This is a genomic window from Inquilinus sp. YAF38 (genome assembly GCF_052113205.1).
Taxonomy (GTDB): Bacteria; Pseudomonadota; Alphaproteobacteria; order DSM-16000; family Inquilinaceae; genus Inquilinus.
Genome location: NZ_JBFRCU010000041.1, coordinates 31,220 through 42,947, shown reverse-complemented (window position 1 = coordinate 42,947; position 11,728 = coordinate 31,220). Strand labels below are relative to the sequence as shown.

Here is an 11,728-nt window from a genome sequence, read left to right as displayed (position 1 = left end):
AGCCCGGCGACCGTCAGGGCCCTGGCGGAGTGGTCTTCAGGGCCTCGAATCGTCGCAACGCCTCCTCTCCCACGCGCTGGTTGACGGTGTCCGGCGTCAGGCCTGAGATCTTCGAGTCCGGGAAGAGCAGGTATCGGACATTGCGGTTCAGGCTCGTGTCGCGAATGTCGCTGCAGCGGGTCTTGCGATCGGGGTCCTGCCACGTCCGGCAGCGGCTGTCGCCGATCGCTTCGAACAGCGCGATCGACCCTTCCCCGATCTTGTTGGCCGGCCCGCGATCGGCGACCAGGACCGGAACGGCCTTGGAGCCATCCAGGACGACGCCGATATCGCCGATCTGAATCCCCGTGAGACGGGAGAAGTCGCCGCCCTGCGGGATGACCACATACGGCACCGTATCCGAATAGACGGAACTGCCGTCCGGGTACCGGTAGGAAGTGTCTCTCAGGTCGGTCAGCCCAGGATCGGTCAGTGCCTTGAAGCCGCCATCGATGTCGAGCCCGAGCTTGGCATCGAAGGAGATTGTGCCGTCATGGAGGCGGTTGAGCGCGGTCAGCCGATTCGGATCTCCGCTGCATCGCCGGAACCCTGTCATGGGCTGGTTCCGGAAGATATTCTCCCGGTCGCAGCGCTCGAACTCGCGACGATACTCCTCATCGACCGGAACGCCCTGGGGGATGCTGCCCAAGGCGGTGCCGGACATGACCTGCGGTATGGCCGGGGCCTCCGGTACCGAGGCCGACATGGCCGGTTGCGACTCTTGGCACCCCGCGACGAGCATCGCGGCGGCGAAGGCTGCGGCGGTGGCCGATGCCGGCCCCCAAATGCGCCGTGTCATGGCAGTCCCTCCTCAAGGCTCGCCATCGATGACGCACTGGCAGCGGGGAATCTCCCTGTTGTTCGAAGTCGGGAACTGGCCGCCGAGGAAGGCCTTCAGGTCGTCGATGATCGCGATCACGCGGGACCGGCTGTCGCTCCATTGGACGTTGTCGTTCGGACCGTTGAGGGCGGAGCCTGGATTGAGGCAGCCGATGGCCCACAGATATCCGTTTGCCGGGTGGATCAGGATGCCGGTTCTGGATCCGGTCGGCGACAGCCGCAGGGCGGGCCTCGGCAACGCGGTGATCTGGGCGGCCGTAGAATAGCCGATCGTCATGTACTTGTTGTTGCCGGCCCCGTCATGGGTATGGAGCTCATAGGTTCCGGCCGCCACCCGGCGGTGCTTCGACACGCCGGTGCTGGTGTTGTCGCCCGGCCCCTGTCGCTCGACGATGGTGCCGCTCAGCTGCGCGACCGCGGCCCCGTCGTGGAACACCTGGTAGCTGCTGACGGTACGGGCAAAAGCCTTCCCGACTCGCGTCTCCTCGCGCGACCGGACGATATGAATTTCCCAGTCACGACCGGTAATAGGCATGGCCGAAATCCCTCATGAAAAGGAGAGGACGAAAAGGCGGAGCCGCTTGCCACGGCACCCCGCGACCGCGAAAACAAAACATGAATATCGAAGTAAAGCAGACGGATTTATATTGAATTTGAACTGCGTTCGCTCTTCGTCAATTTTCCGGCGGAAGTATGGCTTCGTTCGTTAAAGCCTGGCCTGCAGCGCGCGGACGAAGTCCGGCAGGCCGGTCTGGCGGCTGCGGCGCAGCCGTTCCGCCGCCAGGATCGCCTGGACCTCGGCGATGCTGGCTTCGAGGTCCCGGTTGACGATCACGTAGTCGTATTCCGGCCAATGGCTCATCTCGTCGGCCGCCTTGGCCATGCGGCCGGCGATCACCTCGTCGCTGTCCTGGGCGCGGACGCGCAGCCTTTGCTCCAGCGCCTCGACCGTCGGCGGCAGCACGAAGACGCTGACCAGGTCGGTCCGCGCCTTCTGCGCCAGTTGCTGGGTGCCCTGCCAGTCGATATCGAAGATCACGTCGCGGCCGGCCGCCAGCGCCGCCTCGACCGGCGCGCGCGGCGTGCCGTAGCCGTTGCCGAAGACCTTGGCGCGCTCGAACAGCTCGTCATTGGCGACCATGACGTCATAGGCCGCCTGGTCGATGAAGTGGTAGTGCGTGCCGTCGATCTCGCCCGGCCGCTGGGCGCGGGTGGTGACCGAGACCGAGATCGTCAGGTTCGGGTCCTGCGCCAGCACGGCCCGGGTGATCGAGGTCTTCCCCGCCCCCGATGGCGAGGACAGGACGAGCATGAGCCCGCGTCGGATGATGTTGGTCGTCATTCGATGTTCTGGATCTGCTCGCGGAACTGTTCGATCACGGCCTTGAGGTCGAGGCCGATCCGGGTCAGCGCCACATCCGCTGCCTTCGAGCACAGCGTGTTGGCTTCCCGGTTGAACTCCTGGCACAGGAAATCGAGCCGGCGCCCGACGCCGCTGCCGGCGGCGAGCAGGCCGCGCGCCTGGCCGATATGGGCGTTGAGCCGGTCGAGCTCCTCGCGCACGTCGCTGCGGCCGACCAGCAGCGCCACCTCCTGCGCCAGCCGGTCCTCGGCCAAGGGCGGCCGGGCCTCCAGCAGCAGGTCGAGCTGGGCCTTGAGCCGCGCCTTGAGCGACTCCGGCTGGGCGGCGGCGGAGGCCCGGGCCTGGCCGACGAGCTCGGTGATCTGGTCGATCTGGCCGGCCAGGACGTCGCGCAGGCGGCCGCCCTCCTCCAGCCGCGTCGCCAGCAGGTCGTCGAGCAGCGGTGCGATCGCCGCCCCGGCCTCGGCCTCGACGGCGCCGTTCAGCTCGGCCGAGGCGGAGTCGCCGTTCTCGACCACGCCGCGGACGCCGAGCAACGCGTCGACCTGAACCGGCGCTGTGTCACCATTGACCTCGCGCACCAGCGCGATCAGCTGGTCCAGCACCTCGCGATTGATGCGCAGCTGCGGCGCCGTCTCGCTGCGGCCGAGCGACAGGTTCAGGGTGACGTTGCCGCGGCGGAAGCGCTTGGCCAACTCGATCCGCGCTGCCGCCTCCAGCCGCTCGAAGCCGGCCGGGGTGCGCAGGCGGAGGTCGAGCGATTTGCCGTTGACGCTGCGTGCCTCCCACACCCAGGACACGCCCTCGACGCCGCCCTCCCTGCGGGCGAAGCCGGTCATGCTGGAAAGCGGGGCCGAAGCGGTCTTATCCTGAGTCATAGCGGGCTTATAGCGGTCGCTTGGCCAGGCAACAAGGACACTGGCAACGAGGAGAATGCCATGGCGGGGCCGGCCGCGATCCTGATCACCGGCGCCTCGAGCGGCCTCGGCGCGGCGCTGGCGAAGGCCTACGCCGCGCCCGGCGTGCGGCTGGTGCTGTTCGGGCGCGACGCGGCCCGGCTGGAGGCGGTGGCCGAGGCGACGCGGGCCCTCGGCGCCACGGTGGAAACAGCCGCGGTCGACGTCACCGATCAGGCGGCGATGGCGGCGGCGGTTACGGCGACCGACGAGACCGGGCCGCTAGATCTGGTCATCGCCAATGCCGGCGTCGCCCCGGGCGGGGCCGAGGGTGCCGACCCAGCGGCGAAGGGCCATCGCATCCTGGCGGTCAATCTCGACGGCGTGCTCAACACAATCGACCCGATCCGGCCGCGGATGGCGGCGCGCGCTGCCGGGCAGATCGCGCTGATGAGCTCGCTGGCCGGCTTCCGCGGCTTTCCCGGCATGGGGCCCTATGCCGCGTCGAAGGCCGCGGTCCGGCTCTATGGCGAGGCCCTGCGGGTCGAGCTGCGGCCGCGCGGCGTGCGGGTCTCGGTGATCTGCCCCGGCTTCGTGCGCACGCCGATGACCGACGGCGCCAGGTTCCCGATGCCGATGCTGATGGAGGTCGAGCACGCGGCGGACGCGATCCAGCGCGGCTTGGCGCGTGGCCGGCCGCTGGTCGCCTTTCCCTGGCCGGTTCACGCCGGCACGCGGATCCTCGCGGCCCTGCCGACCGCCTGGGCCGACGCCCTGGTCCGCCGCATCATGCGGGTGTGACTGCCGTCACGGTGCGTTCACGAAAGAACGTGCATGGTCCTATTGCACAGTGAGAGCACGACCATGCATCTGATCCATGACGACGAAGATACCGACAGCCCGTTCGACCTGATCCGCGAGATCGTAACCATCGTCGGCTGGGTGGCGTCGACCTTCGCCCTGCTGCTGGTCGCCTACGCCGCGTTCGGCTGATCCGGCCGGTCCGGAGGCTGTTGCGCCGGATCGGCAGCCGGTACAGCCTCCTCCTCGTCCAGCTCTCCCATCATCAACGCGGCCTGGCGCTTGAGATGGGCGTAGCGCTGGACGCTGAAGGGGATGCTGCCGACATAGATCAGCCCCAGCGCGACCAGCGTCGGCCAGGTGGCGGTGACCAGCAACGTGGCCACCAGCCCGATCCCGACCAGCACCGGCACGATGTATTCCTGCGGGATCCGCACCACCTTCATCGAGAAGGTCGGGATCCGGCTGACCAGCAGCAGCGCCACGAAGACGGTCCACAGCCCGACCAGCAGCGGCGCCGCCCAGAAGCCGGGCGAGAACTCGAAGCTGATCATCAGCGGCATCAGGATCAGGATGGCGCCAGCGGGCACCGGCACGCCGGTGAAGTAATTGTAGGCGAAGGGCGGCAGGGTGGTGTCGTCCAGCGCCGTGTTGAACCGCGCCAGGCGCAGCGCGGCGCAGACGGCATAGGCCATCACCGCCAGCCAGCCCAGGCTGCCGGCATCCTGCATCATCCAGAGATAGAGGATGATCGCCGGGCTGACGCCGAAGCTGACGATGTCGGCCAGGCTGTCCAGCTCGGCCCCGAACTTGCTCGAGCCGCGCAGCAGCCGGGCGACGCGGCCGTCCAGCCCGTCCAGCACGGCGGCCACCAGGATCGCGGTCACCGCCTGCTCCCAGCGGTCCTGCACCGCATAGCGGATGGCGGTCAAGCCGGCACACAGAGCCAGCGTGGTCAGGATGTTCGGCAGCAGCCGGTTGATCGTCAGGCCGCGGATGCGGACGACCGGGCGGCGGCGGAATGGCCGCCGATGGCGGCGATGCTCCGGCTTCATCATCGGGCGATCGCGACCGGGTTGGCGACGGCGGCGGCCGCCAGGTCGGCCAGCACCGTCTCGCCGCCGATCATGGTCTGGCCGACCGAGACCAATGGCTCGACCCCCTCCGGCAGGTAGATGTCGGTCCGGCTGCCGAAGCGGATCAGCCCGTAGGTCTCGCCCGCCACCACCGGCTGGCCCGGGGACAGGTCGCAGATGATGCGCCGGGCCACCAGCCCCGCGACCTGGACGAACACCAGGATCCGCCCGTCCGGCAGGCGCAGCGAGACGGCGCTGCGCTCATTCTCCTCGCTGGCCTTTTCCAGATTGGCGTTCAGGAACTTGCCTGGCCGGTACTTCACGTCGATCACCGCCCCGTCGGCCGGAACCCGGTTCACATGCACGTTGAACACGTTGAGGAAGATGCTGATCCGGGTCAGCGGCCGGTTGCCGAAGCCGAGCTCCGCCGGCGGCGTTGCCTGGACCACCATCTGCACCACGCCGTCGGCCGGCGCCACCACCAGGTCGGGCCGGTTCGGTGTCACCCGCGGCGGGTGGCGGAAGAAGTAGATGCACCAGGCGGTCGCCAGCACGCCGAGCCAGCCCAGCGGCTCCCACAGCATGAACAGCATCACGGTGGCGACGGCGAACACACCGATGAACGGGTAACCGGCCGGGTGAATCGGCACCAGGACCCCGCGGATCGTGTGCAGAAGATGGGGGTCGTCTCTACCCTTCACGGCGTTTTGTCTCCGGTGTCCGGGGCGGCGTCGCCGGGATCGGGCGATGCGGCCTGCCGTCGCTTCTGCCATTCGGCGACGTTGTGGTTGTGCTCCTCGAGCGTCCGGGCGAAGACATGCCCGCCGGAGCCGTCGGCTACGAAGTAATAATAGTCCGTAACCGCCGGCTTGAGCACTGCGGCAAGTGCGTCGCGGCCCGGATTGGCGATCGGCCCCGGCGGCAGGCCCGCCACGACATAGGTGTTATAGGGCGAATCGAGCTTCCAGTCGGCCCGGGTCAGCGGGCGGCCGAGCGGCTTCTTGCCTTCGGTCAGGGCATAGATCACGGTCGGGTCCGACTGCAGCGGCATGCCGGCCTGCAGCCGGTTCAGGAACACGCTGGCGACCACCGGCCGCTCCGCCGGCACGCCGGTCTCCTTCTCGACGATCGAGGCCAGGGTGACGGCATCCTGCGGCGACTTGACGGGCTGCCCGTTGCCCCGCCTGGTCCACAGCGCGTCGAGCTCCTGCCGCATCGCCTTGCGCATCCGGTCGATCACGGCGGCGCGGGTGTCGCCGCGGATGAACTGGTAGGTCTCCGGCAGCAGCGAGCCTTCGGCCGGGATGTCCCCAGCCTCGCCGCTCAAGAGCGGCTCGGCCTGCACCAACGCCACGATCTCGGCCGAGGTCAGGCCCTCCGGGATGGTGATCTTGTGCGAGACGTTGCTGCCGCGGGCCAGCAGCTCGGCCGCCTCTGCGGGCGAGGTCCGGGGCGCGAAGGCGTATTCCCCGGCCTTCAGGACACGATCGCCGCCGTCCAATGCGGTTCCGGCCAGGAACACCCACCGGGTCTCGACGATCCCCGCCGCCTCGAGCTGCGCCGCGATCGCGGCCAGGCCGCTGCCCCGGTCGATGACGAGCGTCGCCGGAGCCGTCAGCGGCCCCGGCGCGCGGTAGACATGGAGGAACCAGGCGACGCCGCCACCGATGACGGCCGCCAGGACCACCAGGAAGACGAGCGCGCGGGCAAGGGCCCGAAGCATACCCTCAGAGATACTCGCGGAAGACCAGCGACGCGTTGGTCCCGCCGAAGCCGAAGCTGTTCGACAGCGCGGCGCGCACTGGCCGCTCCTTGGCCTGCTTCGGCACCAGGTCGACTCCCAGGCAGCTGTCCGACGGGTCCTCGAGATTCAGCGTCGGCGGCACCACATCGTGGTTGATCGCCAGCACCGAGTATATCGCCTCGACCGCGCCGGCCGCGCCGAGCAGATGGCCGATCGCGGATTTGGTCGAGGACATCGACACGGTCTCGATCGCATTGCCGAACAGGCGCTTGACCGCGCCGAGCTCGATCTCGTCGCCGAGCGGCGTCGAGGTGCCGTGGGCGTTGACGTAATCGATGTCCGACGGAGTCAGGCCGGCCCGCTTCAGCGCCGCCGACATCGCCCGGAAGCCGCCATTGCCGTCTTCCGGCGGGGCGGTGATGTGATGGGCGTCGCCGGACAGGCCGTAGCCCACCACCTCGGCATAGATCGTGGCGCCGCGCGCCTTGGCGTGCTCCAGCTCCTCGAGCACGACCACGCCGGCGCCCTCGCCCATGACGAAGCCGTCGCGGCCCTTGTCATAGGGGCGCGAGGCCCGGTCGGGTGTCTCGTTGTAGCCGGTAGACAACGCCCGGGCCGCGGCGAAGCCGGCGAGCCCGAGCCGGCACACCGCCGCCTCCGCCCCGCCCGCCACCATGACGTCGGCATCGTCCCACATGATCAGGCGCGTCGCGTCGCCGATCGCGTGCGCGCCGGTCGAGCAGGCCGTGACCACGGCATGGTTCGGGCCGCGGAAGCCGTGCTGGATCGAGACCTGGCCGGAGGCCAGGTTGATCAGCGCCGCCGGGATGAAGAAGGGGGAGATCCGGCGAGGCCCCTTCTGCTCCAAGGTCAGCGAGCCCTCGGCGATCCATTGCAGGCCGCCGATGCCCGAGCCGATCATGACTCCGGTGCGCTCGCGCGCTTCGTCATCCGGGGGCTGCCATCCGGAATTCACGATCGCCTCGTTGGCCGCGGCGATCGCGTAATGGATGAAGACGTCGTTCTTGCGCTGGTCCTTGGGCGGGACCGCGCCGTCGACGTCGAAATCACCCGGGCCGGTGCCGCGCGGCACCATGCCCGCGATCCGCGCCGGCAGATCCGAGACTTCGAAGGTCGAGATCGCCCCGATGCCGGACTGGCCGGCGGTCAGGCGATCCCAATTGGTCTTCACACCGGCACCGAGAGGCGTGACCATCCCCATGCCGGTGATTACGACACGTCGCATCATTTCATCCGGTTCTGCGGCGGAACGTGTGGCACGGGCCAGCGATCAGCCGGCCGAATGCGCTTCGATGAACTGGATCGCGTCCTTCACCGTCAGGATCTTCTCGGCCGCGTCGTCGGGAATCTCGCAGCCGAACTCCTCTTCGAACGCCATGACCAGCTCGACGGTGTCGAGGCTGTCGGCGCCCAGATCGTCGATGAAGCTGGCCGACTCGGTGACCTTGCCTTCTTCGACGCCGAGATGCTCGACGACAATCTTCTTAACGCGCTCGGCGATGTCGCTCATTCGTTCTACCTTTCAAGAGAGCGGAACGGGGCTGAATTCCGCAGTGCTGAACCCCCGCACGAGTGACCGCCCCGTAACCCGCGGTCACATAACACACCTGATCGAACATGGCCAAGCATCTGGCCATGTCCAGCCCGGCGACGTCAAACCATCGCCATTCCGCCATTCACATGGATGGTCTGGCCGGTGACATAGGCCGCCTCGCTGCTGGCGAGATAGAGGACCGCGGCGGCGATCTCGGCCGGGTCGCCCATCCGCGCCATCGGGATGGTGGCCGAGATCCGCGCCTTCTGCTCGTCGTTCAGCGCCTCGGTCATGGCGCTGGTGACGAAGCCCGGGGCGACGCAGTTGACGGTGATGCCGCGGCTCGCGACCTCCTGGGCCAGTGCCTTGGTCATGCCGGTCAGGCCGGCCTTGGACGCCGCGTAGTTCACCTGGCCCGGGTTGCCGGTGTGGCCGACGATCGAGGTGATCGACACGATCCGGCCCCAGCGCTTCTTCATCATGCCGCGCAGCGCAGCGCGGGCCAGGCGGAAACCGGACACCAGGTTGACGTCGAGGACGGTCTCGAAATCATCGTCCTTCATCCGCATCGCCAGGCCGTCACGGGTCAGGCCGGCATTGTTGACCAGGATGTCGATGCCGCCGGTCGCGGCCTCGGCCGCCTTGGCCACCGATTCGGCGCCCGCGGCGCTCGACAGGTCGCCCGGGGTCACATGGGCCCGCTCGCCCAACTCACGGGCCAGCGCCTCCAGCTTCTCGACCTTGGTGCCGGACAGCGCCACGGTGGCGCCCTGGGCGTGCAGCAGGGTCGCGATGGCGCGGCCGATGTCGCCCGAGGCGCCGGTGACGAGCGCCGACTTGCCGTTCAGATCGAACATGCTCTCTATCCCCTGTGCTGCGGCCCTGTGCTTCAGGCGCCGGCCGATGCGATCCAGGCGTCGATTTCCTCCGGCGTCCGCAGCGATACCGCGGCGAGGTCGCGATCGATGCGCTTGGCGAGGCCGGCCAGCACCTTGCCGGCCCCGAGCTCGACCAGTTCCTGCACGCCCGCGGATTTCATGTAAAGCACGCACTCGCGCCAGCGCACGGTGCCGGTCACCTGCTCGACCAGAAGGCGGCGGATCTCGTCCGGCGCGGTGACCGGCGCGGCGGTGACATTGGCCACCACCGGCACCGCCGGTGCCTTGATCTCGACCTCGGCCAGCGCCGCGCGCATCGCCTCGGCGGCCGGCGCCATCAGCGGGCAATGGAAGGGCGCGCTGACCGGCAGCAGGATGCTGCGCTTGGCGCCGAGCTGGGCCGCCAGCGCCATCGCCCGTTCCACCGCTTCCTTGTGGCCGCTGACCACCACCTGCCCGGGCGCGTTGTCGTTGGCCGCACTGCAGATCGAATCCGCCGTCGAGGCGCGGGCAGCGACGTCGCGGGCCTGATCGAGATCGAGGCCCAGCAGCGCCGCCATGGCGCCGATTCCGACCGGCACCGCCTTCTGCATCGATCGACCGCGCAAGCGCAGCAGCCGGGCCGCATCGCTGACGCTGATCGCACCGGCCGCGGCCAGGGCCGAATACTCGCCCAGACTGTGACCGGCGACGAAGCCGGCGAAATCGGCCAGCGACTTGCCCGACCGCTCCGCCACCGTCCGCGCCGCGGCGACCGAGGCCGCCATCAGCGCCGGCTGGGCGTTCTCGGTCAGCGTCAGCGTTTCGATGTCGCCGCCGAACATCAGCTCCGAGAGCTTCTGGCCCAGCGCCGCATCGACCTCGGCGAAGACGTCGCGTGCGGCGGCCGAACCTTCGGCGAGCGCCTTGCCCATGCCGACAGCCTGGCTGCCCTGTCCCGGAAACACGAAAGCGCGCGCCATGGCGGCGATCCCCGCATCACAATGAGGGCGCTGGTCTTAGAGCCTCGCCATAGCAAGTCAAGCTTGATCGGCGATATCGGGTTCCGATCGCGCTTGATCTTCGGACGTTCCCGAGTATAGTGCGCGCCTTCGATGCTCCTTGCCGGTCGCTTGGCATAGCGGCCGGCTTTGACATGGGCGGCTGGCGGTCCCCGCGCAGCGCCATGTCGGGAACAGCCATAAGGAGTCACAATGCCACTTTACGAATGCGTGTACATCGCGCGGCAGGACGTGTCCGCCGCGCAGGTGGAGGCCCTGACCGAGGGCTTCACCACCATCCTCACCGAGAATGGCGGCAAGGTCACCAAGACCGAGTATTGGGGCCTGAAGAGCTTCGCCTATCGGATCAAGAAGAACCGCAAGGGCCACTACGTCCTGATGAACATCGACGCCCCCGCGGCCGCCGTGGCCGAGATGGAGCGCCTAATGGGCATCAACGAGGATGTGCTGCGCACCCTGACCCTGCGCATGGACGCCCTCGAGGAAGGCCCCTCGGCGATGATGCAGAGCCGGGCCGGCCGGGACCGTGACGGTCGCGACCGCGATGGCCGGGGCGACCGTGATGGCCCCCGCGGCGATCGTGATCGTGGCGAGCGCCGGGATCGCGGCTTCGGCGCCCCGCGTGAACAGGCCGAAGGTGAAGGAGCCCAGGCATGAGCGCGATGGGTGCACGCCGTCCGTTCTTCCGCCGCCGGAAGACCTGCCCGTTCTCCGGCGCCAACGCGCCGAAGATCGACTACAAGGACACCAAGCTGCTGGGCCGGTTCATCTCCGAGCGCGGCAAGATCGTCCCGAGCCGCATCACCGCGGTCTCGGCCAAGAAGCAGCGTGAGCTGGCCCGCGCCATCAAGCGGGCGCGCTTCCTCGGCCTCCTGCCCTACATCGTGAAGTAAGGGGAGGATCAGCCATGGAAATCATCCTGCTGGAACGGGTCGAGAAGCTCGGCCAGATCGGCGACGTGGTGAAGGTGAAGCCCGGCTTCGCCCGCAACTACCTCCTGCCGCAGAAGAAGGCGCTGCGCGCGACCAAGGCCAACCTGGCCGTGTTCGAGAAGCAGCGGGTTCAGATCGAGGCCAACAACCTTGAGGCCAAGGCCGAGGCCGAGAAGGTCGCGGGCCGGATGGACGATGTGCAAATCGTCGTCATCCGCCAGGCCGGCGACACCGGTCAGCTCTACGGCTCGGTGTCGGCGCGTGACATCGCCGAGGCCCTGACCGAGGCCGGCTACACCGTCTCGCGCGGCCAGGTCGCGATCGAGCAGCCGATCAAGACCCTGGGCCTGGAGAAGGTCCGGATCCGGCTGCACCCCGAGGTCAGCGTCATCGTCACCGTGAACGTCGCCCGCTCGGCCGAAGAGGCCGAGATGCAACGTCAGCGCGGCGGCATGGTCGTCGCCTCGGTCCTCGAAGAGGAAGAAGCGGCGGCTGAAGCCGCTGCCGAGGCCGCCTTCGCCGAGGCCGAAGCCGAGACCACCGACGGCGAGCCGGCCTAACCAGCCCGGTTCGTTCTGTATCGAAAAGGCGCGGACCTTCGGG

General features: G+C 68.6%; 16 protein-coding genes. 5 read left to right on the top strand and 11 right to left on the bottom strand.

Annotated elements, in window-relative coordinates; genetic code table 11:
• Positions 1–13: 13 nt before the first annotated feature.
• The 4 genes from AB4Z01_RS19200 to AB4Z01_RS19185 all read right to left on the bottom strand — a co-directional run bounded on the left by AB4Z01_RS19200 (position 14) and on the right by AB4Z01_RS19185 (position 3,120).
• Entirely contained in the window at positions 14–838 is an 825-nt protein-coding gene (locus AB4Z01_RS19200; protein WP_441696169.1) for a hypothetical protein, read from the bottom strand.
• Between the two features lie 12 nt (positions 839–850).
• The gene (locus tag AB4Z01_RS19195; RefSeq protein WP_441696167.1) at positions 851–1,414 is read right to left on the bottom strand and encodes a hypothetical protein; all 564 of its coding nucleotides are present in this window, start codon (positions 1,412–1,414) and stop codon (positions 851–853) included.
• Positions 1,415–1,585: 171 nt separating this feature from the next.
• A complete protein-coding gene (gene gmk / locus AB4Z01_RS19190) occupies positions 1,586–2,221 on the bottom strand; it encodes a guanylate kinase (RefSeq protein WP_441696165.1) in 636 nt (211 codons plus the stop codon).
• Entirely contained in the window at positions 2,218–3,120 is a 903-nt protein-coding gene (locus AB4Z01_RS19185) for a YicC/YloC family endoribonuclease (RefSeq protein WP_441696163.1), read from the bottom strand. Before AB4Z01_RS19185 ends, gmk begins: the two co-directional genes overlap by 4 nt.
• A gap of 60 nt (positions 3,121–3,180) precedes the next feature.
• Between AB4Z01_RS19185 and AB4Z01_RS19180 the strand changes: the two genes are divergently transcribed.
• Positions 3,181–3,939, top strand: coding sequence for an SDR family NAD(P)-dependent oxidoreductase (locus AB4Z01_RS19180; protein WP_441696160.1), 759 nt, complete (start codon positions 3,181–3,183; stop codon positions 3,937–3,939).
• A gap of 63 nt (positions 3,940–4,002) precedes the next feature.
• Positions 4,003–4,131, top strand: a complete 129-nt coding sequence (locus AB4Z01_RS19175) for a hypothetical protein (RefSeq protein WP_441696159.1) — start codon at positions 4,003–4,005, stop codon at positions 4,129–4,131.
• Here AB4Z01_RS19175 and pssA read toward each other — a convergent pair.
• The 7 genes from pssA to fabD all read right to left on the bottom strand — a co-directional run bounded on the left by pssA (position 4,113) and on the right by fabD (position 10,154).
• Positions 4,113–4,997, bottom strand: coding sequence for a CDP-diacylglycerol--serine O-phosphatidyltransferase (gene pssA / locus AB4Z01_RS19170; RefSeq protein WP_441696158.1), 885 nt, complete (start codon positions 4,995–4,997; stop codon positions 4,113–4,115). The genes AB4Z01_RS19175 and pssA overlap by 19 nt on opposite strands.
• Positions 4,994–5,716, bottom strand: coding sequence for a phosphatidylserine decarboxylase (locus AB4Z01_RS19165; protein WP_441696156.1), 723 nt, complete (start codon positions 5,714–5,716; stop codon positions 4,994–4,996). The genes pssA and AB4Z01_RS19165 overlap by 4 nt, the downstream gene beginning before the upstream one ends.
• Entirely contained in the window at positions 5,713–6,738 is a 1,026-nt protein-coding gene (gene mltG / locus AB4Z01_RS19160) for an endolytic transglycosylase MltG (RefSeq protein ID WP_441696154.1), read from the bottom strand. The genes AB4Z01_RS19165 and mltG overlap by 4 nt, the downstream gene beginning before the upstream one ends.
• A 4-nt stretch (positions 6,739–6,742) precedes the next feature.
• Complete coding sequence (fabF, locus tag AB4Z01_RS19155; protein ID WP_441696152.1) at positions 6,743–8,005, bottom strand: beta-ketoacyl-ACP synthase II; 1,263 nt, start codon at positions 8,003–8,005, stop codon at positions 6,743–6,745.
• Between the two features lie 45 nt (positions 8,006–8,050).
• Positions 8,051–8,290, bottom strand: coding sequence for an acyl carrier protein (locus AB4Z01_RS19150; protein WP_034844540.1), 240 nt, complete (start codon positions 8,288–8,290; stop codon positions 8,051–8,053).
• A 143-nt stretch (positions 8,291–8,433) separates the two neighbouring features.
• Positions 8,434–9,171, bottom strand: coding sequence for a 3-oxoacyl-[acyl-carrier-protein] reductase (fabG, locus tag AB4Z01_RS19145; RefSeq protein ID WP_441696150.1), 738 nt, complete (start codon positions 9,169–9,171; stop codon positions 8,434–8,436).
• A gap of 32 nt (positions 9,172–9,203) precedes the next feature.
• The gene (fabD, locus tag AB4Z01_RS19140) at positions 9,204–10,154 is read right to left on the bottom strand and encodes an ACP S-malonyltransferase (protein ID WP_441696148.1); all 951 of its coding nucleotides are present in this window, start codon (positions 10,152–10,154) and stop codon (positions 9,204–9,206) included.
• A 231-nt stretch (positions 10,155–10,385) separates the two neighbouring features.
• On the opposite strand from fabD, the gene rpsF reads away from it, so the two are divergent.
• Genes rpsF through rplI form a run of 3 tightly spaced genes read left to right on the top strand, consistent with a single transcriptional unit; the run spans position 10,386 to position 11,685 of the window.
• A complete protein-coding gene (rpsF, locus tag AB4Z01_RS19135) occupies positions 10,386–10,850 on the top strand; it encodes a 30S ribosomal protein S6 (RefSeq protein WP_441696146.1) in 465 nt (154 codons plus the stop codon).
• Positions 10,851–10,855: 5 nt separating this feature from the next.
• Positions 10,856–11,086, top strand: a complete 231-nt coding sequence (gene rpsR, locus AB4Z01_RS19130) for a 30S ribosomal protein S18 (protein WP_306770208.1) — start codon at positions 10,856–10,858, stop codon at positions 11,084–11,086.
• A gap of 14 nt (positions 11,087–11,100) precedes the next feature.
• Entirely contained in the window at positions 11,101–11,685 is a 585-nt protein-coding gene (gene rplI, locus AB4Z01_RS19125) for a 50S ribosomal protein L9 (RefSeq protein ID WP_441696144.1), read from the top strand.
• The last annotated feature ends 43 nt before the right edge of the window (positions 11,686–11,728 follow it).